Raw genomic sequence first — 22,689 nt, forward strand, 5'->3', positions numbered from 1 at the left:
TGACAACTACTTTTTTAGTCAAGGAGGCACATATGGATAATCCAGAAATGTTCACACTTTATGATGAAGACGGCAATGCTGCTCAATTTGTTGAGTTATTTAACTTTGATTTAGATGACGGTAGCCGATCGTACATTGTTTTACGGGCCGCTGACCAAAGTGATGCAAGCGATATTGAATTATTACCATTTAGATATGATAAGAATGCTGATGCAGCAGATGCTTTGTCAGAAATTGAAACGGATACCGAATTTGAGATGGTTGAAGAAGTTATGAATACTATTCTTGACGCTGGTCAACTTTAAAAAAAGACACCCAATGGGTGTCTTTTTTTGTAAATTGTTTGTGTAGACTCGTCTCTATTATCGAAAAAATCGAGGGAGGCACACAGACATGGAAGCAATCATCCGACAATTACACGATTATTATAAAAAATATAGTCTGCTAAAGTATCTATTCATCATCATCGTGATGGGGATGGGGTATTTATTAGTACAGAATCACGTAAAAACCCAACCCGAAATACAAAAGCCACTGCCGGTGGCTCAATCTCTAAAAGATGACAGTCAAGAAAGCAAACGAGAAAATGTCAAAGTTAATACCCTGCGCGTTGATATTAAAGGCCATGTAAAGGCTCCAAATGTTTATACTTTCAACCAAAATGAGCTTGTGCAAGATGCGATTAAACGTGCAGGTGGTCTCACACCGCATGGAGATACACGAAACGTTAATTTAGCACAAAAATTGACCGACGGTTTAATGTTATACATTCCAAAGAAAGGAGAAACTGTCACTACTGCATTGTCTGGACACGAAGGCGTGGCTGAAAACGCCAAGGCAAGACTGGATATCAATCAAGTAACGGTTACGGAGTTACAAGAAATTCCAGGGATTGGTCCGAAGCGGGCTGCAGATATTATTAGTTTTCGTGAAACGAACGGGCCTTTCAAAAGTATAGATGATTTAACACAAGTTTCTGGATTTGGGCCCAAAACGCTTCAAAAGATCCGACCCTATTTCTTATCATGAATGGTATTTATTTTTTGGCTGGCCTTGCAGGAATCGCATTAAATTTAAGCTTCATAGCGGATCAATATTGGACGTTTATTTTATGTATGTACGTTGGCATCATAGTAGCCATGTATTATGGTCCCTCAATTAAAATTTTAGGTATCGTGATGTTTATTTGTAGTGGCTATTGGGTAAATTATCGGCAAACCATTCAGACCCCTTTACGGTATGTTGAAGATGTGCCAAAGGTTAAGATTGTTATGTCACATATTGATCAATGTCAGCTAACGGAGCAAGGACTATCAGGTGTCGGTACAACTTTAGGATCAAATGAACAAATGAGGTTCCAGGTGAGACATCTGTCTCATTCAGCGTACAATTTTTTGAAAAAATATGATGGTGCCTTTGAAATTGAAGCAAGATACACCTATCAACGAATAGATGGACCGCGTAATCTATTTGAATTTGATATGCAGCGTTATTGGTACTCTCGGGGGATTGTCTGTAAGCTAGTTGCGAATTCGGCTATTAAGTGTCAGCAAACGCAGTATCAGTTTTTCACAATTAATGCCCTGGTTAATTTGATTCGAACTTGGCATGTTCATCTCGTTGAATGGTTTGAACAATTACCCAGTGGATTGCGTGACTATGGAGAAACCTTATTATTAGGCTATGTGCGACCTGATTTCTACCTAGATAATCAAGGATTGAGCAAAATGGGCCTCATTCATTTATTCAGTATCTCGGGATTTCAAGTTCACTTGGTCTGCCAGGTGTGGTATCTGATTTGTCGGCGTTTAAAGTTTTTGAAAGAAATGCGTCTTTGGTCGAGTCAAATTATCTTAGTTGTTTTTTGGATATTTGCGGGTGATAATCGAAGCATCATTCGTTCAGTTGTAGCAACGGGGACCGAACATTTTGTGCAACTTAAAAATTGTCGTTGGTCTCGGTTTGATTTATGGGGCATAACAATTTTATTGAGTTTATTAATCGAACCTGGCCTTTTATGTCATCTGGGTGGTCAACTATCTTGCCTATTGAGTTTTGGATTGCTTTGGTTCAACCGATTCAAATGGTGGCAAGTCAGTATCCAATTAAATTTGTTAATCTTACCGTTACTCATCTGGTCTACTTTTACTTGGCACCCAATTAGTATTCTAGCCAATTTGATCGCAATTCCTTGTTTTGCTTATGTGATTTGCCCTTTAGTCATTATCGGTGTTTTAGCACAAATGTTACAGCTCTCCATCATGGTGATGCACATCGATTGGATAATTTGTTATATCCAAAAAGGGTTAGTGCATATAGCAAATTGTCCTGGTGAGCTTTTCTTTGGTAAACCATCAATAGTACTATTCGGTATTATGGGTTTAATCACATTGATATGTATCATTTATCAGCATCCACGGTGGTGGTATTGTTTGGCTGTCGTGTATGCCATTGTGGGGCTAATGGGTACAATCCGCACAAATGACCAAGTTGTCTTTTTTGATGTGGGACAGGGAGATGCAACATTTTTTAAACTTGATACAGGCGAATCAGTTTTGGTTGATGTGGGCGGTAGGGTCTTATTTAATCAAAGTGAGCAACAACGGAAACGTCAAGCCATATATGGTGCTCGGCCAATTGTGTCTTATCTGAAAGCGCAGGCCATTTCGACCATCGATGTACTCGTACTGACTCATAAAGACGCGGATCATATTGGAAATTTAGAGGGGCTGTTGAGTGTCTATCGTATCAATAAAATATTGGTACCGATGGGGATGCATTTACCGCGACATATTATGTCAAAGCTTCAAAATACACAAATTGACTCTGTGAGGGCCGGTGATACACCTGTACCAGGGGTGATTATTTTGGCACCCGACCATGTCGGAAAAGGAGAGAACGCGGATTCAATAGCACTTAATGTAATAACGCACGGGTTAAGTCTAATCTTAACTGGTGATTTGGATCAGGCAGGTGAGCAACGTATTTTGCAACAGTTTAAGTTAGGTCCAATAGATATTTTGAAGCTGGGACACCATGGTTCAAAAACAAGTACGGCTGAATCATTTTTAAAACGACTTAATCCCAAAATAGGTATTATCTCAGCCGGGGTGCATAATCGGTTTGGACATCCACATGCAGAAGTGGTTGCGCGATTGAAAGCAGGCCATGTAAAAACCTACCAGACACCGGAATGTGGGATGATTCGCGTGCGTAAGGAATCTAATGTTTTGAAAACTGATTTTGCGTTAAATCTAAAGTGATGACTTGTTTTTTTTGATATCCCGTGTGATTATGGATAAAGAAATGCAAACGTAGTGGGGAGTAAAATGGCTATCAATTTAACACAGTTGGAACAAAATATAAAAGCTGGTCAAATCGACCCAATTTATCTCATTCAAGGAAATGATCAATATCTGTTGGATGTTGTTCGACATTTATTTATTAATTTAATCCCGAATGAAGATCGCATGTTGAATTTAGCGCAATTTGATATGCGTGAAACGGCGCTAAGTGTTGCGATTGATGATGCTAAGTCCGTCCCCTTTTTTGGTGATCGACGCGTTGTAATCATTGATCAAGCGCAATTTTTAACGGGTGAGTCAAGTCGCGGTAAAATTGAGCATAAGGTTGACGATCTGATTGAATATGTGAAGCAACCTGAGCCACAGACTGTCTTGGTCATTATCGCACCGTATGACAAGTTAGATGGCCGAAAGAAAGTGACGAAGCTATTAAAAGAACGTGCGACATATCTTTCATTTGTAGATTTTAGTGAACGTGATTTGCAAAAAATGGTTGAGCAGAATCTGCACGAGGCTGGGTATGTGATAGATGGGGATGCGTTACAATTACTCTTCAGGCTAACTGACATGTCAGTAACTGCCGTCATGAATGAGTTAAAAAAGTTGAAACTGTATGCTCTGGAGACAAAGCATATTGATGCTGCGAGTGTAGATGCACTCGTGACCCGTACGCTTAGCCAAAACGTTTTTGACTTGATTGATAACTTGTTGAACCAGAACTTACGCCAAGCCGTTGAACTGTACCATGAATTGCTTTTTTCTGGGGAAGAACCGCTCCGATTATTGGGCGCAATGATTAGCCAATTTCGTTTACTCATCCAAGTTAAAACGAGTAAACAAAGCGAACAAGGGCTTGCAACAGCACTTAAAGTACATCCATATCGTGTTAAACTAGCGAAAAAGACTGTGCGTCGCTTCTCATATAAAGCATTATCTGGCGCATTTTTAGGGTTATCCGAGATGGAAAAAGAACTAAAATCAACACAAAAAGATCCAGAAATGTTATTTGAGTTATTTGTGTTGCGTTATCAAAATGATTTAAAATCTTAATTAATCCTTGCATTTTGAATTAATGTTAGGTATTATGGTCAAGTGCATTAAGCACACGACCCCATACTATGTTTGACGGTTCACCGTCGTTTTACGTTGTATGGTGGCGACTATAAAATATGAAAGGTGGATATCCAACATGGCTATTTCTGCAGAACGCAAGAATGAAATCATTAAGGAATTCGCACGTCACGAAGGTGATACTGGTTCAGTTGAAGTTCAAGTTGCAGTTTTGACTGCTGACATTAATGAATTAAACGAACACATGTCAGAACACAAGCACGATTACCACTCACAACGTGGTTTGATGAAGAAGATCGGTCACCGTCGTAACTTGTTGCGTTACCTACGTAATAACGACGTTCAACGTTATCGTGAATTGATCCAAAAGCTTGGATTGCGTCGTTAATTTTAATACATTTAACAGCGTACATTTTGACATATATCATCGGAGGGAAAAGCGATGCCAATTATTGAGTCATCAATCCAACGTGCCCGCTTAAACAAAGTACAACGCGAGCGTAACGTTCAACAACTTAGTGCATACCGTACTGAAGTTAAGAAGTTCCGTAAGGCTGTAGAAGTTGGTTCAGACAATGCTAACGAATTGTTTGTTAACGCTTCATCAGCTATTGATCGCGCTGCATCAAAGGGCTTGATTTCTAAGAACAAGGCTTCACGTGACAAGTCACGTCTTTCAGCTTTGTTGAACAAGTAATCAAAAAAGCGTTATTAATTAAAACACCCAATCATTAGATTGGGTGTTTTTTTTGTACAAAAAAAGCTAGCAGTTGAAGGCTGCTAGCTTAAAGTTTAAATTGATGATGAGTTTGCTTTAATAATCTTTGTTTGGAATTGTGCTTCTGGTAAAGCAAGATTACGTAAGTGAAGTAACAAAAGAATCAGCCAAAAGAAAACTAGGCCACATGCCGTGACTTCAAATCCAGTCAATGATAAATAATGTAAGTGTTGAAAGAGAATATCAGACAAAATGAGTAAGACACCAACTGTGTATGATGTCACGGTAAATTCATGACTCGCATCGGGTAGCAGCCATTTAATTCCAACAATCATAATTAAAATCCACAAGACTAGCAATTGCGCAATATGATCATGTACAGTATGCGTCCAGCCAGGATTATTTGGGAACAAACCGACACCGGCGAGGGTGATGGCTAGAAGCGAAAATAAAATACGCAAGTAGAACATCCGTCGATTTTGGTTGAATGTTGCATGTAGTCCACTGAAAAGATAATCAACTAAAGTCAACATAATTAGACCCGAAAAGATAAGTGTGAAATTGAAGTACATGGCATTTTTAACATTCTCAGTGCCTAAGTAACTAAAGTTATGCTGCCACCAATCGGGCCGTCCATTCGTAATCATGGAGAATAAAATTCCTCCGAAAAGTAAAGCGATTAAAGTATACGTAATTGTTGAAAAATTAATCGAGTTGGCAGCAGCACTTAATGAGTACGTACTGATACCAACGACCAAGCCAACTAAAATGGAAGTCGTATACATATCCAATCTTAATCCAATAAACGCTGTTGAGAAAATTTTGAAAAACATGGCTAACACTGCAAATAAAATTAAAGCTGCAGCGAGGGTGAGGGTGATGATATGCCGCCATTTTAACTCACTCAGCTTATGTTTTTTAACTTTGATGACGGTTCCAAAAAAGGCTAATGTCCCAAAAAATAAACTGAGATAAATTGAAACTTGTGCAATTGAGTTTCCCCCACGTAAAGGAACGGTCTTAAGTTCCTGAATGTGAAAGACAATAAAGGCAAGAATTCCTGCTAATAGTGAGGTTAGGAGGAAACCGCGGATTGAGGAACGTTCGTTCTGGTTATCTGCTGATTTTTCCTTTAAGGTGATGCGACCATTTGAGAAGACTGCTGTAATATCACTGGTAGCATGGATCCTGTTAGCATTTACAACCGCTTCGGGGATCTCAATATAGTATTTTTCTGAATCTGACATGTTCTGTGAAACTCCTATCTCGTCAATCGTAAACTGCGATTGAGCCTAATCCATTTAATTATACAAGAAATATATGCTTAAAAGAACAATTACAATTAAAAACTTCATAGATGAATGAGTTGGTGCAGGTCAAGAAATGTGATATATTAATACACAAGAACATCAACGTGGGAAACCAGATTTCCCGGAAAGAAAAGAATAGGACAATTATGAGCACTAATTTAAGCATTATGCCATTCGGTGGGGTACGTGAGAATGGAAAAAACATGTACGCTGTCACCGTAGGAAAAGACATTTATATTTTAGATGCAGGATTAAAATATCCTGAAAGTGATTTATTGGGAGTTGACGTCGTCATCCCTGATTTTAGTTATTTAACTGAACATAGCGAAGACATTGTTGGTGTGTTTTTAACACATGGACATGCGGATGCCATTGGCGCATTGCCATATTTGCTGAATGAAGTTCAAGTTCCTGTCTTTGGTTCAGAATTGACAATCGAATTGGCTAAACTAGCAGTTGAAGCCGAACCAATTTCAGCTGGATTTGATGATTATCACGTTGTTCGTGGTAATACTGAAGTAGTGATGAACGATGTAACGGTATCTTTCTTTGAGACAACGCATACCATTCCTGATTCATTGGGAATTGTTTTGGAAACGCCAGCAGGACAAGTTGTTTATACTGGTGATTTTAAGTTTGATACAACGGCCTTACCAGATTACCGGACTGATCTTGCACGTTTAGCAACAATCGGTACGAAAAAGGTGACAGCACTCTTAGGAGATGCGGCAGGAACGGCAAACCAAGGTGAAGTTTCGCACGAATCTGCTATTGGTGACTATATTCTGGAGACATTCCGTGGTAACAAGCAGGAACGTATTATTGTTGCTGCAGTTGCTTCAAACTTACAACGGATTCAACAAGTTATCGATGCGGCGTATAAGGTTGGACGTAAAATTGTTTTGTCGGGCCAGGATCTAGAAAAAGTTGTTCGAACAGCCTTACGTTTAAAGAAATTGCATCTACCAGTGCATGAAAATGAATTGTTTGTGTCACTAAAGAACATGAATAAATTAGCACCTGAAGAAACTGTTATTTTGGAGACGGGTCGCATGGGTGAACCAATCCGTCATCTACAACGTATGGCGCGTGGCGACGATCGGAATATTCAAATTGGTGAGGGCGATCTCGTCTTTATTGCAACGACGCCTTCAACAGCTATGGAAGGATATGTTGCACGTACGCGTGACTTGTTGTACCGTACAGGAGCTAAAGTAAAGCAAATTTCAACAGATATGCACTCATCAGGTCATGGATCAAGTGATGACTTCCAACTATTACTTAATTTGTTGAAGCCGGAAAATGTTATTCCTGTTCAAGGTGAATATCGTGCCATGAATGCTGCTAAAAAAGCGGCACTTGAGGTTGGTTACGATGAAGACCAAGTCTTCATGCTTGAAAAGGGTGATCGCCTTAACTTTGACGGGGACAAGGTAGACCTTGGTGGCTCTGTCCAAGTTAACGATACAATGATTGACGGATCTGGTGTTGGTGATATTGGGTCAATCGTTCTAAATGACCGACGCATTCTATCAGAAGATGGGGTCTTTATTGCGGTTGTGACGATTGATCGAAAAAAGAAGAAGGTTGTGGCTAAACCAAAGCTTGATTCACGTGGTTTCGTTTACGTCAAAACGTCTAAGGATTTGATGCAAGAAGCAAGTGACCTCGTTGAAAAGACCGTTTCTGATGGCATTAAGAACACAAAAGAGTTTGATTGGTCTAATCTTAAGAACTCTGTACGCGATGCCTTAGGAAAATTCTTGTATGAACAGACACGCCGCAAGCCAGTGATTTTGCCAGTGATTATGGAGGCGAACCAAAATGGTCGTCGTCGCAAGCGCGGTAATGGACCAAAGAACAACAAGGCTAAGCAAAGCCATGGATCAAACCAGTCCAATGCTGATAAAAAGCAAAATGAAAATAAACATGCTGGGAAGCCTAAGCAAAATAATCAAGCTAAACAATCCAAGCAGGCAGAGAGCAACAAAAAGTAATTTTAAAATTTAATTAGCTCACTACTAGGTTGATAATCTGGTAGTGAGCTTTTAGTTAAGAATAGAGAGGGTTTACGGATGTTGGAGATTGATAGTGCCGAGTTACAAAAGTTAGGTAATCAAGCAATAGCAGAAGGCGACGATGAGCACGCGTTAATGTATTTTGAAGAGGCCTATAGTAAGGAACAAAGCTTTGCGTTAAACATTAAGTTAGCCGAACTATATACACAACATGAACAAAATGAGTTGGCCAACGATCTTGTACATGAATATGTAGCAGAATATGGAAGTAGCACGATTGAGGAACAACGAATCTTCATTAACGCCTGTTTAAATGCAAATGCCTTTGTTGACGCACGACAATTTATCTATATGAATCATCTTGATAGTGGATTTTTGGAACAAGTCACTGAATCAGAAAACCACTTTCGAGATACACAACAAGCCGCAGTACTGGAAAATAAAAAAAGCTTTTATCATTTAAGCGATGCGCCAATGGGGCAGCAATCGCAGATTGTGAGACGGGCGAAACATTTACCACGGCCTGAATTCCTGTTTTGTGCAAAATATATTTTAATTGATCCATTTGCACATCAATTATCTCGGGTGAGTGTACTAGAAGAATTGATGAAATTGGGTGTATCAGAAGAAATTGAGATGATGAGTTTAATTGGACAGCATGAACGTCTTGTGCCAAATCAGATTCCGTTTTTAACACAACAATCTAAATTCAAAGCAGTGATGAACTTACTCGCGAATTCGCCCCTTGCCAATGATCCGACACAATTCGAAATTTTGAAGCAACAGGTTAACCTTTGTTTAATGTTAATGATGCCTAACCTCGATCAAGCAATTTCAGATGTTAAGGTTTGGACAGAACAAACACTACTCATGTTTGGGATGGAATTTTCAACGACTGATACAGAGTCAGGGACGCAAAAAGAGTGGCGGGATGCTTTAAATCAGGCATTAATGACTTTATAAAAGACAAATGCTGAAAAAAGTTGCACTTTTACGATTTTTTCATTGAAAACGGCTTTACAAAAGGTCTTAGTTTTTATATAATAATTTCAGTTTCCCAGGGGTGCTATGATTTTTTAGATTGTAGTTTTATTCCGCTGTGGAATGTAGTATACTTATAAGCAAGCAATAATAGTTAGTCACTCATGGCTAGCTTGCAAAATTAGGAGGATAAGCTTTTGGCTAAAGAAGAATACAACCGTACAAAGCCGCACGTTAATATTGGAACTATTGGTCACGTTGACCACGGTAAGACAACATTGACTGCTGCTATCTCAAAGGTTTTGGCAGATAAGGGATTGGCAAAGCAAGAAGACTTTGCTGCCATTGACGCCGCACCTGAAGAACGTGAACGTGGTATCACGATCAACACTGCACACATCGAATATGAGACAGAAGCTCGTCACTATGCTCACATCGATGCCCCTGGTCACGCGGACTACGTTAAGAACATGATCACTGGTGCTGCCCAAATGGACGGTGCTATCTTGGTTGTTGCCGCTACTGATGGTCCTATGCCACAAACTCGTGAGCACATCTTGTTGGCTCGCCAAGTTGGTGTTGACTACATCGTTGTCTTCTTGAACAAGACTGATCTTGTTGATGATGACGAATTGGTTGACTTGGTTGAAATGGAAGTTCGTGAATTGTTGTCAGAGTATGATTTCCCTGGTGATGATATTCCTGTACTTCGTGGATCAGCTTTGAAGGCCCTTGAAGGTGATGCAGAACAAGTTAAGGTTATCGAAGAATTGATGGACACTGTTGATGAATACATCCCAACACCTGTTCGTGATACTGACAAGCCTTTCTTGATGCCTATCGAAGACGTCTTCACAATCACTGGTCGTGGAACTGTTGCATCTGGTCGTGTTGACCGTGGAACTATCCACTTGAACGATGAAGCTGAAATCGTTGGTTTGAAGGACGAACCTCGTAAGACTGTTGTTACTGGAATCGAAATGTTCCACAAGTCAATGGACATTGCTGAAGCTGGTGATAACATCGGTGCTTTGCTACGTGGTGTTGACCGTACTGAAATCGAACGTGGACAAGTTTTGGCTAAGCCAGGTTCAATTCACACACACAAGAAGTTCTTGGGTGAAGTTTATGTCTTGACTAAGGAAGAAGGTGGACGTCACACTCCATTCTTCACAAACTACCGTCCACAATTCTACTTCCACACAACAGACGTTACTGGTGTCGTAGAATTGCCAGAAGGTGTTGAAATGGTTATGCCTGGAGATAACGTGACATTCGACGTTGAATTGATCGCTCCAGTTGCCCTTGAAAAGGGATTGAAGTTTACTGTTCGTGAAGGTGGCCGTACTGTTGGTGCCGGAACTGTTTCAGAAATTTTGGACTAATATCAACTACCTTTAATGACTCGGTTTACTGATCATTAAACTAAAAAAGTGATACTATTTATTAGTATCGCTTTTTTTGTGTCGAAAATAAGAAATGAGGAGTCTTTATGCAAGTCTATTTAGCAGCACCATTCTTTAGTGATGAACAAATTTCGCGGGTTTCAAGTCTTGAACAAGCACTGGAAAATAACCCAACTGTCGATGATTATTATTCACCACGCCAGCATCAGACAACGGATGCACCACAATTTTCTGCAGCCTGGGCAGCTGAGGTTTTCCAGCGAGATGTCACACAAGTTCGCAAGGCAGACGTGATTGTCACTGTTGCGGATTATCGCGATAATGATGCTGATTCTGGTACAGCCTTTGAACAGGGAATGGCGTATGTGTTAGAAACACCAATTGTTATGTTTGAAGAGACGGACTATCAAACTAACCTCATGCTAACAGAATCACTCACGACGTTCATTTCGGATCCAAGTGAATTAGCACAACTTGACTTTCATGCGTTGCCAAATCAACCATTTTCAGGTAAAAGATTGTAGTCACTTTAGCTATGGATATTGAAATTAACCATCTTTCTGTTATACTTAGTAAGTATGTAATGATAAATTAAAAGTCATGAAATTTAAAAATGACAACTGGAGGAACAAAGATGGCAAATGCAGTTTTCACCAAGGGTGATGGTAATAAGGGAACTTTGAGCTTTGAAGTACCTGTTGACGTATATGAAAAGGGAATTGATCAAGCCTTTGAAGATGTAAAGAAGGATGTTTCAGCACCTGGTTTCCGTAAGGGCCACATGCCAAAGCAAATCTTTATGCAAATGTATGGTGAAGAATCATTGTACAACGAAGGTTTGAACAAGGTTTTGCCTGAAGTATTTGATGATGCCGTTGCACAAACTGGTATCCAAATGGTTGGACAACCAAAGATTGAACTTGATTCAATGGAAAAGGGACAACCTTGGAAGATTTCTGCCGAAGTTGAACTTGCTCCTGAAATTGAATTGGGACAATATAAGGGTGTTGAAGTGCCAGCTACTGATGTAACTGTTACTGATGAAGATGTTGATGCTCAATTGAAGCAACAACAACAAGAACAAGCTGAATTGGTATTGGTTGAAGAACCAGCCAAGGATGGCGACACTGTTGTGATCGATTTTGACGGTTCAGTTGATGGTGATCACTTTGAAGGTGGACAAGCTGATAACTACAGCCTTGAACTTGGTTCAGGATCATTCATTCCTGGATTTGAAGAACAATTGGTTGGTGCAAAGGCTGGCGATGAAGTTGATGTGAAGGTTACCTTCCCAGAAGAATACCAAGCAGATCTTGCTGGTAAGGACGCTTTGTTCGAAGTTAAGGTTCACGAAGTTAAGTCAAAGGAAGTTCCTGAACTTGATGACGAATTCGCCAAGGATGTTGACGAAAGCGTTGACTCACTTGACGAATTGAAGGCTAAGATTAAAGAAGGTCTTCAAGAACAAAAGGAAGCTGATGCTCGCGAAGCCAAGGAAGATGCTGCTATCAACAAGGCTGTTGATAACGCAACTGTTGTAGGTGGAGACATTCCTGCATCAATGATCAACGAAGACGTGGATCGTCAAATGAACCAATTCTTCGCCTCAATGCAACAACAAGGAATTACGCCTGACTTGTACTTCCAAATCACAAATTCATCAGCTGATGATTTGCGTAAGCAATATGCTGAAGGTGCAGAACGTCGCGTAAAGACAAACCTTGTTTTGGAAGCCATTGTTAAGGCTGAAAACATTGCACCATCTGAAGATGAAATTTCTGCCGAAGTTAAGTCACTTGCTGACCAATACGGTATGGAAGAATCTGCAGTACGTGCTGCTTTGTCAGATGACATGCTTGCACATGATATTGCTATCAAGACTGTTGTTGATGAAATCGTTGACAGCGCTGTTGAAAAGTAATTTCAATTAAAGAAAACGGATACCCAATTGGGTATCCGTTTTTGTTTTAGTAACAATCGTAGACTTTGGTTAATATTTACCTAATTTTCTGTTATAATATTATTTACGATAAAAAATAAATGATTACAAATATAGGAGGTGGGAGTGTGTTTAATTCTACCGATGAAACAACTGGTGTTGCTTACTGTTCTTTTTGTGGTAAGTCATCAAACGAAGTAAAGAAATTAATTGCCGGACCAGGTGTATACATTTGTAACGAATGTGTGGAGCTCGCAGAAGATGTTATCAAGGAAGATTTACAGTTGGACGCTGAAAATCAACAACTAACATTGAAGTCACCTGCAGAAATTGTGGCCGATTTAGACCAATATGTAATCGGTCAAGACGATTCGAAGAAGACATTGGCTGTAGCAGTGTATAATCACTACAAGCGTGTTAATGCAATGCTGGATAAAGCCGTCAATGATGATGACGCTGATGATGTTGAATTACAAAAGTCAAATATTGCCATGATTGGGCCAACTGGTTCTGGTAAAACATATATTGCACAAAGTTTGGCGCGCATTTTGAATGTGCCGTTTGCCATAGCTGATGCAACGACTTTAACTGAGGCTGGTTATGTCGGAGAAGATGTTGAAAACATCCTTTTGAAGTTACTCCAAGCCGCTGATTACGATGTTGAGCGTGCAGAAAAAGGGATTATCTACATTGATGAAATTGATAAGATTGCCAAGAAATCTGAAAATGTCTCAATTACACGTGATGTTTCTGGGGAAGGTGTTCAACAAGCATTACTAAAGATGCTAGAAGGGACAATTGCTAATGTACCGCCACAAGGTGGACGTAAGCATCCTAACCAAGAATTTATTCAAATTGATACGACAAATATTCTCTTTATTGTTGGTGGAGCTTTTGCTGGTATCGATCAAATTGTTAAAGAACGTGTCGGTGCAAAGGTTGTTGGTTTTGGAACTGATTCAAAGACAGCTAAGTTCAATGAGTCTGAAGATTCAATCATGAAGCAGGTCCTTCCAGAAGATTTGATGAGTTTTGGTTTGATTCCCGAATTTATTGGGCGTTTACCAATTCTGACTGCTTTAGATGAATTAACTGAATCAGATCTTGTACGAATTTTGACGGAACCAAAGAATGCGTTGGTTAAGCAATATCAAGAATTAATGCGTTTGGAAGGCGTTGACTTAGAATTCACGTCTGATGCACTTAGTGCTATGGCGCATCTTGCAATTGAACGTGAGACCGGTGCGCGTGGTCTTCGTTCGATCATTGAGGAAACGATGCGTGATATTATGTTCGAAGTGCCATCACATGATGATATCAAGGAAGTCATTATTGACGCTGATACCGTAAATGAGCATGTGGCACCTCAGATCGTAAAGAAATAGGTGAAAAAATGGAAGTTCATAATGTTGCATTAACAATTTCAGCTGTTCGACCAGAACAGTATCCAAAGGATGGGCTACCAGAAATTGCTTTTGTGGGACGATCAAACGTAGGTAAGTCTTCACTGACCAATACTTTGATTAATCGTAAGGCTTTTGCACGAACATCTTCACAACCTGGTAAGACGCAAACATTAAATTTCTACCGCGTCGAGGATGAAGTGTACTTCGTCGATGTTCCCGGATATGGGTATGCAAAAGTTTCACGTAAAGAGCGTGAAAAGTGGGGCGTGATGATTGAGACATATCTATCTCAACGACAAGAGTTGAAAGGTGTTATTTCACTTGTCGATGCACGTCACGAACCTTCTGAAGAAGATATTAATATGTATAATTGGCTCCTTTACTATGAAATTCCCGTGTTAGTTGTCGCAACTAAGGCCGACAAAATTGCACGTGGAAAGTGGAATAAAGCAGAGTCTGTTATTAAAAAGGCACTAGATTTTGGTCCAACTGTTTCAGATTTTCAGATGTTTTCGTCAGAAACCAAATATGGAAAAGAACAAGTGTGGGATTGGATTGAAGCCCATATGGGTTAACCAGTGATAAAAGTTGAAGCACCCAAGACAAGTTCATCGTCTTAGGTGTTTTTCTTTAAAAAGAGAGGAAAATGAAATGGCCAATAAAAAACGTTATAAGGGAAAAATTGGAACGCATGATGTCGTTATTACGAGTACAAAAGAAGATGCTTACATGGACGCGGTGTTTTCAATTGCCAACCAGCAATTAGAACACTTAAATGAAGCAAATCCAACGCTTTCTGCTGAAGACCAACTCGTTTTATTAGCAATTAATGCGATTTCTGATCAGCTAGATATGCAAACTGAACGAGACGCGGGCAAAACAGAATGAACGTTCTAACCATAATAGTGATCATTGCGTTGATGCTTGCGTTTTATCGAGGTCAAATGTATGGTTTGGCGCGAAGTGTTATTCGCTTTGGTGGACGTTTTTTAGTTTTCATAATTGCGCTAACGTACAGCCATGGGCTTGGCCAGTGGTTATATGCTAATCTAATTAAGCATTTCAATATTACTTGGTTAAAAGAATCTGGTACCGGAGATATGATTAGTCAGCGGGCGGAATTTTTATCGGCTGGCTTGGCCTTTGCTTTGATAACCATGATTGGATTTATGATTGTTCGTCGAGTCGAACGGCACGTTAAATTTGTAAATCGAATCCCTTTTTTGGGAACGTTGAATCGACTCGGTGGCGGAATTGTCTATCTATTACTTATATATATAGAATTATTCTTCTTATTTGTTTTTACGCAAGATTTACCAATTGCGTGGTACCACAATCAAATTATGGATTCAAACTTAATTCAATGGATGATTAAAGAGACACCCTATTTATCATCCGAACTCTATAAAATGTGGGTGTCACAAACTGGTGGGGAGGTAACTAGTGAATAATAAAATTTTGAACACTTTAGAATATGCTACGGTAAAGGATCAAATTAAGCCGTACCTGTCTACGGAGAACGGGATTAAGGAACTTAATCAATTACATCCAACATCTGACAAATCTCTAATGGAAACTTGGCTTGCTGAAACAGCTGATGCGGCTAAAGTTCTGCGGTGGGAAGGTGGCCTTTCAATTCCTAAATTGGCCGACGTTTCAGAGAATATGAAACGCGTTAAGATTGATGCTGCATTAAGTGGGACTGAGTTGGCCCAAGTAGGGCGTGTTTTATTTACGACTGGTCAAGTTCGACTTTTCTTTGAGAACTTAGTCGCAGATCGTGATGATCCAATGACAGCTTTAGCACCGTACTATCAGAGACTCGTGACAATGCCAGATGTTACGAAACAAATTAATGTTTCAATTGATGGCGATGGTCGAGTTACTGATGAAGCGTCGCCTGAATTACATCGTACGCGACAGGGGATTGCTTCAACTGAAAATAATATTCGTCAAAAAATGCAAGATTATACGCGTGGAAAATCTGCACAGTACTTATCTGACGCAATTGTGACGATGCGAAATGATCGATATGTTATTCCGGTTAAAGCTGAGTACCGTAGTAAATTTGGTGGCGTTGTGCACGACCAGTCACAAACAGGTCAAACATTATATATTGAACCAGCTGACGTTGTTGATATGAACAATCGTCTACGTGAGTTAATTGTTAAAGAACATCACCAAGAAGAACAGATTTTACAAGATCTTTCAGCAATGCTTAAGCCAGTTGCTGATGATGTGCTTAGCAATGCGACCGTTTTGGGACATTTAGATTTTGTAAATGGAAAGGCACGTTACGCGGTAAGTATTCGGGCAACTGAACCAGAAGTGAGTGCGGCGAATGATGTACGTCTGTTACAAGCGCGCCATCCATTACTTGACCAACAAAAAGCGGTGCCTAACGACATTATTATTGGCGAAGATTATCAATCTATTATTATTACGGGTCCCAATACTGGTGGTAAGACCATTACTTTAAAGACGCTGGGGCTCTTACAATTGATGGCACAGTCAGGGATGTTCTTGCCAACAGATGAACACACGACCGTTGGGGTGTTCGAAGATATCTTCGCAGATATTGGTGATGAACAGTCAATCGAACAATCGTTGTCAACATTTAGTTCGCATATGGTTAATATTGTCGATATTTTAGATAAAGTAAACGAACACTCACTTGTGCTTTTTGACGAATTGGGTGCAGGAACCGACCCACAAGAGGGTGCAGCATTAGCTATGGCGATTCTTGATGCGGTGGGCGAAACTGGTGCATACTCAGTTGCAACTACACACTACCCTGAACTGAAAGTTTATGGATTTAATCGTGTTGACACGATTAATGCTTCTATGGAATTTGACATTGATTCATTAAAGCCAACTTACAAATTCTTGTTGGGAATCCCTGGACAATCAAATGCCTTAGAAATTTCAAAACGACTCGGCTTGCCACAAAACATTGTTGATAATGCTGCGAACATGGCGACTGATGAGTCTCAAGAATTGAATGACATGATTGCAGATTTAGTTGAGCGTCGAAATGCTGTTCTTGATCAACAGGTTCAATTATCGAACCAGATTCTAGAAAACCGAAAAGTTAAGAATGAGTATGATCAAAAGTTAGAGAAGTTAGATAACGAAAAAGCAAGAACGATTGAGGAAGCAAAAAAAGAAGCCAATCATATCGTTGCTGATTCTAAAAAGAAAGCTGATCGCATCATTTCTGACTTACGTAAGATGCAAAGAGATGGTGTTCAAGTTAAAGAGAACAAGTTGATGGATGCTAAAGGTGAATTGAATGCCATGGAGCAAAAACCATCAGCGGAAAATAACCGTATTCTTAAAAAAGCTAAAAAGGCCAAGCATGATGATATTCAAGTGGGGGATACCGTGCTGGTTAATGAGTATGGCCAACAAGGAAATGTATTACGTAAATTGAAGAATGATCAATATGAAATTCAAATGGGAATTTTGAAGATGGTGTTGGCTGAAGACGAAATTACCCGTCAAGATCAACCAACTAGTACTGGGTCTGGAGCTGCGAAGCAAAAGGTTAATAAAAAGCGCAAGGAACATGTTTCAACCAATCAGGCTCAAAATCGCATGCATGCTTCAGCAAAGTTGGATTTGCGTGGTAAGCGATACGATGCTGCAATGGGTGAATTGGATCGCTTTATTGATCAAGCCATGTTGAATAATTTGCCTTCAGTGGAAATTATTCACGGTAAAGGAACCGGTGCAATTCGCCAAGGTGTGCAAGAATACCTACGATCACATCGAGGCATTAAAGACTTTAAGTTTACCGGACCTGACCAAGGTGCAACCTATGTTGAATTTTCATAATTAGATTATGTGAAGCTTCTGCAATGCAGAGGCTTTTTATTTGTTAATTATGAGATGCGAGTTACTGTCCTTGTAAGAATAAATTTTTTTAATAAATGAGTTGTGTTTATGCCGGGATTAGTAGATGTGATTGGATAACTAAGTCGGCTACCTATTGCATTTATATGACAAAGTGCTATACTTATTTTTAGTAACTAAAAAGCGAGGTAAACACAATGGCTGTAACTGATATTAAAGATGCAGAATTTGATGAAAAGACAAGCACTGGCGTTGACTTGATTGATTTTTGGGCTACTTGGTGTGGTCCTTGTAAGATGCAATCACCAGTGATTGAGCATGTAGCTGAGGGGCGTTCAGATGTTAATTTCTATAAGATGGATGTTGATGAAAATCCAAAGACGGCCCAAGAGATTGGTGTATTAGCCATTCCAACTTTGTTAATCAAAAAAGATGGCGAAGTTGTTGATCGTATTACTGGCTACACCCCTGCTGATGAATTAAACAAGATTTTAGATCAATATATAAAGTAAGCTAAAAGAGCCGTCAGTGATGACAGCTCTTTTTTATATATAAATAGTAATTCATTAAATATAGTAAGTGATATAATAGAATAAGAAATGATGTTTCAGATAAATGGAGGTAATGACATGAAGGATAACGAAGAAATTCAAGTATTAGCGGATTTAGTTCATATTGATAGTCGGAACGGAAACGAATTGCCCGTTGCTGAATATTTAAAGCATTTGTTTGATGAACATGGGGTTAAGTCAGAAATTCTACCACTTTCATCTGATCCAGCGCATCGAGCTAATTTAGTTGCAGAAATTGGTTCAGGTAAGCCGGTGATTGCCTTTACGGGTCACATGGATGTTGTTGATTTTGATAAAAGTGAATGGGATACTGATCCACTTACTTTAACCATTAAAGATAATAAGATGTTTGGACGTGGTGCAACCGATATGAAAAGTGGGGTTGCGGCAACAGCCTTAGCAATGATTGCATTACATGAGAAGCAAGTACCATTGAATGGAACGATTCGCTTGTTGGCCACAGCTGGTGAAGAAGTGGGCATGAATGGTTCTGAAGAACTTGAAGCGAATGGTTATATGGATGACGTTGACGCATTGGTTGTTGGAGAACCCAGTGGCTTGCGTGTTGGCTTTGCAAACAAAGGTGAGCTAAATGTTACGCTAACGGCGCAGGGTAAGGCTGCACATAGTTCGATGCCGGACTTAGGAATTAACGCCTTACAAAACTTAGTAGATGCCTGGCAAGATATTAAGCAAGGGCTTGAATCTGAAGTCTCTGGAAGCGCTGATGAGGATTTGGGAAAGTTGGTCTTTAATTTAGATGTGCTTAATGCAGGGACACAACCTAATGTGATTCCAGGCGATGCAGAAGCTCAAATCAATGTTCGAACTACTCCAGAGTTTGACAATGACGCCGTATTCAACCTAATTCAAAATCATGTTGAACGTTTCAATCAAACGCATCAAGGAACCATCACTGTCGCGAACACTATGGATATCAAGCCAGTTAAGGGTGATAAAAATGCTAAACTTATTCAATTGATTGAGCAGGTTGCCAAGAAACATAACCATGATGATATTCCCGTGCTTGCTGCACCAGGTGGAACCGATGCTTCACGGTTGCTTTTACATAAGTCAATTGGCTTTCCACTTGCTGTGTTTGGACCAGGAAATCCTTTAGTTCAACATCAAGCTAATGAATATTGTGATAAAGACATGTATCTCCAGTTTGTTACGATGTATCAAGAATTAATGACTGAAGTTCTAAAATAATCACTTTAAATTTGTACTTGAAAAAAACTGAAAAAGGTCTAAAATTTAATTTGTTAAATAAATCACAATAAGAGGTGCGAGATATGTCTGATCGTTTAAATGGAAAAGTTGCTATTGTGACCGGTGGAAGTATGGGAATTGGTTATGCAATTGCAAAGCAATTCGTGAATGAAGGAGCCAAAGTTGTCATCACGGCACGTAAAGTTGAAGCAGGAGAGCAAGCTGCTGCCGAGATTGGAACGCCTGATCAGATTCGTTTCTTGCAACAAGATGTTGCTGATGAAGCACGTTGGACTGAAATTTTTGATGAGACCGAAAAGCTTTTTGGTCCAGTGACGACTTTAGTTAACAATGCCGGTATTGCTTTAGCTGGTGATATTGAACACGCGACAACAGAAGACTGGCATAAAACTGTTGCTGTTAACCTGGATAGTGTGTTCTATGGCACGCGCCTAGGGGTTCAAAGAATGAAGCATGCGGCAACTGGGGCTTCTATCATCAATATGTCTTCAATCGAAGGGTTCGTAGGGGATCCAATGTTACCTGCCTATAACGCAACTAAGGGTGCGGTTCGTATGCTCTCAAAGTCAGCTGCACTTTATACAAGTAATAGCGATTACAACGTTCGTATCAACACAGTTCACCCTGGATACATTAAGACGCCAATGGTTGAAGGTACACCAATGGAAGCAGCGATGGCTGCACGTACTAAGACGCCAATGGGGCACTTAGGTGAGCCTGATGATATTGCTTACATGTGTGTATTCTTGGCTTCGGATGAATCCAAGTTTGCTACCGGTTCTGAGTTTGTCGTCGATGGTGGATATACAGCACAATAAATTTTAAAACAGTTCAAAAGATGCTATCAATAATGAGGTGGCATCTTTTTTATTTTTTTTAGAAAAAGCGTTGACAAAGGAGTTCCTTTTCTGTAATATTATTTAAGTTGTTTGAGGCAAAACATTTTCACAGAAACAGCAAAGTAGATCATTGAAAACTGAATATCGTTTCGATATAAACAAATGTGTAGGGTCACCAAATTTATTTGGTGCAAACATTTGCGAAGTCAATTCGCTAGTAAATTCGTTTAACAATCTGTTAAACAACAAAAAGAAAAATTGAGTAATATCAAGCTTTTGAAACCTTTCTTCATTTATGGAGTAAGTACAAAATGAGAGTTTGATCCTGGCTCAGGATGAACGCTGGCGGCGTGCCTAATACATGCAAGTCGAACGCTTTGTGGTCCAACTGAATTGAAGAGCTTGCTCAGATATGACGATGGACATTGCAAAGAGTGGCGAACGGGTGAGTAACACGTGGGAAACCTACCTCTTAGCAGGGGATAACACTTGGAAACAAGTGCTAATACCGTATAACACTAATAACCGCATGGTTATTAGTTAAAAGATGGTCTTGCTATCACTAAGAGATGGTCCCGCGGTGTATTAGCTAGTTGGTAAGGTAATGGCTTACCAAGGCAATGATACATAGCCGAGTTGAGAGACTGATCGGCCACAATGGGACTGAGACACGGCCCATACTCCTACGGGAGGCAGCAGTAGGGAATCTTCCACAATGGACGAAAGTCTGATGGAGCAACGCCGCGTGTGTGATGAAGGGTTTCGGCTCGTAAAACACTGTTGTAAGAGAAGAATGACATTGAGAGTAACTGTTCAGTGTGTGACGGTATCTTACCAGAAAGGAACGGCTAAATACGTGCCAGCAGCCGCGGTAATACGTATGTTCCAAGCGTTATCCGGATTTATTGGGCGTAAAGCGAGCGCAGACGGTTATTTAAGTCCGAAGTGAAAGCCCACAGCTTAACTGTGGAAGTGCTTTGGAAACTGGATAACTTGAGTGCAGTAGAGGAGAGTGGAACTCCATGTGTAGCGGTGAAATGCGTAGATATATGGAAGAACACCAGTGGCGAAGGCGGCTCTCTGGACTGTAACTGACGTTGAGGCTCGAAAGTGTGGGTAGCAAACAGGATTAGATACCCTGGTAGTCCACACCGTAAACGATGAGTGCTAGATGTTTGAGGGTTTCCGCCCTTAAGTGTCGCAGCTAACGCATTAAGCACTCCGCCTGGGGAGTACGACCGCAAGGTTGAAACTCAAAGGAATTGACGGGGACCCGCACAAGCGGTGGAGCATGTGGTTTAATTCGAAGCAACGCGAAGAACCTTACCAGGTCTTGACATCCTTTGACCACTTCAGAGATGAAGCTTTCCCTTCGGGGACAAAGTGACAGGTGGTGCATGGTTGTCGTCAGCTCGTGTCGTGAGATGTTGGGTTAAGTCCCGCAACGAGCGCAACCCTTATTACTAGTTGCCAGCATTTAGTTGGGCACTCTAGTGAGACTGCCGGTGACAAACCGGAGGAAGGTGGGGATGACGTCAAATCATCATGCCCCTTATGACCTGGGCTACACACGTGCTACAATGGCAAGTACAACGAGCAGCTAACCCGCGAGGGTACGCGAATCTCTTAAAACTTGTCTCAGTTCGGATTGTAGGCTGCAACTCGCCTACATGAAGTCGGAATCGCTAGTAATCGCGGATCAGCACGCCGCGGTGAATACGTTCCCGGGTCTTGTACACACCGCCCGTCACACCATGAGAGTTTGTAACACCCAAAGCCGGTGAGGTAACCTTTTAGGAGCCAACCGTCTAAGGTGGGACAGATGATTAGGGTGAAGTCGTAACAAGGTAGCCGTAGGAGAACCTGCGGCTGGATCACCTCCTTTCTAAGGAAAATCGGAAGCCTACATATTTGCGTTGAAACGATATTCAGTTTTGAGTGGTTTACACTCAACGACTTGTAACCTTCGGGTTACAAGGACTTAGATCTTTGAAAACTGAATCATATTTAAATTTTAAATTCATTTCAATTAATTA

20 protein-coding genes and 1 rRNA gene are annotated in these 22,689 nt (G+C 40.3%); 20 read left to right on the forward strand and 1 reads right to left on the reverse strand.

Features of this window, described 5'->3' with window-relative positions; translation table 11 throughout:
- Nucleotides 1-32: 32 nt before the first annotated feature.
- The 6 genes from IE337_RS03420 (at nucleotide 33) to rpsT (ending at nucleotide 5,073) form a co-directional block, all read left to right on the forward strand.
- Nucleotides 33-305, forward strand: a complete 273-nt coding sequence (locus IE337_RS03420) for a DUF1292 domain-containing protein (protein WP_191136776.1) — start codon at nucleotides 33-35, stop codon at nucleotides 303-305.
- A gap of 88 nt (nucleotides 306-393) precedes the next feature.
- Nucleotides 394-1,029, forward strand: a complete 636-nt coding sequence (locus tag IE337_RS03425; RefSeq protein WP_191136777.1) for a helix-hairpin-helix domain-containing protein — start codon at nucleotides 394-396, stop codon at nucleotides 1,027-1,029.
- Nucleotides 1,026-3,263 carry a DNA internalization-related competence protein ComEC/Rec2 gene (locus IE337_RS03430; RefSeq protein ID WP_191136778.1) on the forward strand — a complete coding sequence of 746 codons (2,238 nt, stop codon included), beginning with the start codon at nucleotides 1,026-1,028 and terminating at the stop codon, nucleotides 3,261-3,263. Before IE337_RS03425 ends, IE337_RS03430 begins: the two co-directional genes overlap by 4 nt.
- 66 nt (nucleotides 3,264-3,329) lie before the next feature.
- Nucleotides 3,330-4,355 carry a DNA polymerase III subunit delta gene (gene holA / locus IE337_RS03435; RefSeq protein WP_191136779.1) on the forward strand — a complete coding sequence of 342 codons (1,026 nt, stop codon included), beginning with the start codon at nucleotides 3,330-3,332 and terminating at the stop codon, nucleotides 4,353-4,355.
- Nucleotides 4,356-4,494: 139 nt separating this feature from the next.
- Entirely contained in the window at nucleotides 4,495-4,764 is a 270-nt protein-coding gene (rpsO, locus tag IE337_RS03440) for a 30S ribosomal protein S15 (protein ID WP_057747200.1), read from the forward strand.
- A 54-nt stretch (nucleotides 4,765-4,818) separates the two neighbouring features.
- On the forward strand, nucleotides 4,819-5,073 hold the full coding sequence (gene rpsT, locus IE337_RS03445; RefSeq protein WP_191136780.1) for a 30S ribosomal protein S20: 255 nt from the start codon (nucleotides 4,819-4,821) through the stop codon (nucleotides 5,071-5,073).
- Nucleotides 5,074-5,168: 95 nt separating this feature from the next.
- On the opposite strand, the gene IE337_RS03450 is transcribed toward rpsT, so the two are convergent.
- Complete coding sequence (locus tag IE337_RS03450) at nucleotides 5,169-6,341, reverse strand: DUF998 domain-containing protein (RefSeq protein WP_191136781.1); 1,173 nt, start codon at nucleotides 6,339-6,341, stop codon at nucleotides 5,169-5,171.
- Between the two features lie 209 nt (nucleotides 6,342-6,550).
- Here IE337_RS03450 and IE337_RS03455 point away from each other — a divergent pair, with 209 nt between their 5' ends.
- The 14 genes from IE337_RS03455 (at nucleotide 6,551) to IE337_RS03520 (ending at nucleotide 22,538) form a co-directional block, all read left to right on the forward strand.
- On the forward strand, nucleotides 6,551-8,401 hold the full coding sequence (locus IE337_RS03455; protein ID WP_191136782.1) for a ribonuclease J: 1,851 nt from the start codon (nucleotides 6,551-6,553) through the stop codon (nucleotides 8,399-8,401).
- Nucleotides 8,402-8,479: 78 nt separating this feature from the next.
- Nucleotides 8,480-9,385 carry a hypothetical protein gene (locus IE337_RS03460; RefSeq protein WP_191136783.1) on the forward strand — a complete coding sequence of 302 codons (906 nt, stop codon included), beginning with the start codon at nucleotides 8,480-8,482 and terminating at the stop codon, nucleotides 9,383-9,385.
- A gap of 215 nt (nucleotides 9,386-9,600) precedes the next feature.
- Nucleotides 9,601-10,788: an elongation factor Tu gene (gene tuf, locus IE337_RS03465; RefSeq protein ID WP_057747191.1), complete on the forward strand. Its 1,188-nt coding sequence runs from the start codon at nucleotides 9,601-9,603 to the stop codon at nucleotides 10,786-10,788.
- 107 nt (nucleotides 10,789-10,895) lie between these two features.
- A complete protein-coding gene (locus IE337_RS03470) occupies nucleotides 10,896-11,333 on the forward strand; it encodes a nucleoside 2-deoxyribosyltransferase (protein ID WP_191136784.1) in 438 nt (145 codons plus the stop codon).
- A 110-nt stretch (nucleotides 11,334-11,443) separates the two neighbouring features.
- On the forward strand, nucleotides 11,444-12,730 hold the full coding sequence (gene tig / locus IE337_RS03475) for a trigger factor (protein WP_057747187.1): 1,287 nt from the start codon (nucleotides 11,444-11,446) through the stop codon (nucleotides 12,728-12,730).
- 146 nt (nucleotides 12,731-12,876) lie between these two features.
- The gene (gene clpX / locus IE337_RS03480; protein ID WP_243185604.1) at nucleotides 12,877-14,133 is read left to right on the forward strand and encodes an ATP-dependent Clp protease ATP-binding subunit ClpX; all 1,257 of its coding nucleotides are present in this window, start codon (nucleotides 12,877-12,879) and stop codon (nucleotides 14,131-14,133) included.
- 8 nt (nucleotides 14,134-14,141) lie between these two features.
- Nucleotides 14,142-14,729, forward strand: a complete 588-nt coding sequence (yihA, locus tag IE337_RS03485; RefSeq protein ID WP_191136786.1) for a ribosome biogenesis GTP-binding protein YihA/YsxC — start codon at nucleotides 14,142-14,144, stop codon at nucleotides 14,727-14,729.
- Nucleotides 14,730-14,805: 76 nt separating this feature from the next.
- A complete protein-coding gene (zapA, locus tag IE337_RS03490; protein WP_057747181.1) occupies nucleotides 14,806-15,042 on the forward strand; it encodes a cell division protein ZapA in 237 nt (78 codons plus the stop codon).
- The gene (locus IE337_RS03495) at nucleotides 15,039-15,605 is read left to right on the forward strand and encodes a CvpA family protein (RefSeq protein WP_191136787.1); all 567 of its coding nucleotides are present in this window, start codon (nucleotides 15,039-15,041) and stop codon (nucleotides 15,603-15,605) included. The genes zapA and IE337_RS03495 overlap by 4 nt, the downstream gene beginning before the upstream one ends.
- Complete coding sequence (locus tag IE337_RS03500) at nucleotides 15,598-17,991, forward strand: endonuclease MutS2 (RefSeq protein ID WP_191136788.1); 2,394 nt, start codon at nucleotides 15,598-15,600, stop codon at nucleotides 17,989-17,991. Before IE337_RS03495 ends, IE337_RS03500 begins: the two co-directional genes overlap by 8 nt.
- A 215-nt stretch (nucleotides 17,992-18,206) precedes the next feature.
- Nucleotides 18,207-18,521, forward strand: coding sequence for a thioredoxin (gene trxA / locus IE337_RS03505; RefSeq protein ID WP_191136789.1), 315 nt, complete (start codon nucleotides 18,207-18,209; stop codon nucleotides 18,519-18,521).
- A gap of 117 nt (nucleotides 18,522-18,638) precedes the next feature.
- Nucleotides 18,639-19,793: an ArgE/DapE family deacylase gene (locus IE337_RS03510; protein WP_191136790.1), complete on the forward strand. Its 1,155-nt coding sequence runs from the start codon at nucleotides 18,639-18,641 to the stop codon at nucleotides 19,791-19,793.
- An 83-nt stretch (nucleotides 19,794-19,876) separates the two neighbouring features.
- Nucleotides 19,877-20,632, forward strand: coding sequence for an NADP-dependent (R)-specific alcohol dehydrogenase (locus tag IE337_RS03515; RefSeq protein WP_057747170.1), 756 nt, complete (start codon nucleotides 19,877-19,879; stop codon nucleotides 20,630-20,632).
- Nucleotides 20,633-20,960: 328 nt separating this feature from the next.
- A 16S ribosomal RNA gene (locus tag IE337_RS03520) occupies nucleotides 20,961-22,538 on the forward strand.
- Nucleotides 22,539-22,689 lie beyond the last annotated feature (151 nt).

It is taken from the genome of Weissella viridescens, from assembly GCF_014789145.1.
Taxonomy (GTDB): domain Bacteria; phylum Bacillota; class Bacilli; order Lactobacillales; family Lactobacillaceae; genus Weissella; species Weissella viridescens.

Excerpts from the sequence above, each read along its gene's own strand:
- tig (WP_057747187.1), top strand. The coding sequence starts at position 11,444 with ATGGCAAATGCAGTTTTCACCAAGGGTGATGGTAATAAGGGAACTTTG.
- trxA (WP_191136789.1), top strand. The coding sequence starts at position 18,207 with ATGGCTGTAACTGATATTAAAGATGCAGAATTTGATGAAAAGACAAGC.
- rpsO (WP_057747200.1), top strand. The coding sequence starts at position 4,495 with ATGGCTATTTCTGCAGAACGCAAGAATGAAATCATTAAGGAATTCGCA.
- IE337_RS03430 (WP_191136778.1), top strand. The coding sequence starts at position 1,026 with ATGAATGGTATTTATTTTTTGGCTGGCCTTGCAGGAATCGCATTAAAT.
- zapA (WP_057747181.1), top strand. The coding sequence starts at position 14,806 with ATGGCCAATAAAAAACGTTATAAGGGAAAAATTGGAACGCATGATGTC.
- IE337_RS03455 (WP_191136782.1), top strand. The coding sequence starts at position 6,551 with ATGAGCACTAATTTAAGCATTATGCCATTCGGTGGGGTACGTGAGAAT.
- IE337_RS03420 (WP_191136776.1), top strand. The coding sequence starts at position 33 with ATGGATAATCCAGAAATGTTCACACTTTATGATGAAGACGGCAATGCT.
- IE337_RS03460 (WP_191136783.1), top strand. The coding sequence starts at position 8,480 with ATGTTGGAGATTGATAGTGCCGAGTTACAAAAGTTAGGTAATCAAGCA.
- IE337_RS03470 (WP_191136784.1), top strand. The coding sequence starts at position 10,896 with ATGCAAGTCTATTTAGCAGCACCATTCTTTAGTGATGAACAAATTTCG.
- IE337_RS03510 (WP_191136790.1), top strand. The coding sequence starts at position 18,639 with ATGAAGGATAACGAAGAAATTCAAGTATTAGCGGATTTAGTTCATATT.
- IE337_RS03515 (WP_057747170.1), top strand. The coding sequence starts at position 19,877 with ATGTCTGATCGTTTAAATGGAAAAGTTGCTATTGTGACCGGTGGAAGT.
- IE337_RS03450 (WP_191136781.1), bottom strand. The coding sequence starts at position 6,341 with ATGTCAGATTCAGAAAAATACTATATTGAGATCCCCGAAGCGGTTGTA.
- IE337_RS03425 (WP_191136777.1), top strand. The coding sequence starts at position 394 with ATGGAAGCAATCATCCGACAATTACACGATTATTATAAAAAATATAGT.
- yihA (WP_191136786.1), top strand. The coding sequence starts at position 14,142 with ATGGAAGTTCATAATGTTGCATTAACAATTTCAGCTGTTCGACCAGAA.
- IE337_RS03495 (WP_191136787.1), top strand. The coding sequence starts at position 15,039 with ATGAACGTTCTAACCATAATAGTGATCATTGCGTTGATGCTTGCGTTT.
- holA (WP_191136779.1), top strand. The coding sequence starts at position 3,330 with ATGGCTATCAATTTAACACAGTTGGAACAAAATATAAAAGCTGGTCAA.
- rpsT (WP_191136780.1), top strand. The coding sequence starts at position 4,819 with ATGCCAATTATTGAGTCATCAATCCAACGTGCCCGCTTAAACAAAGTA.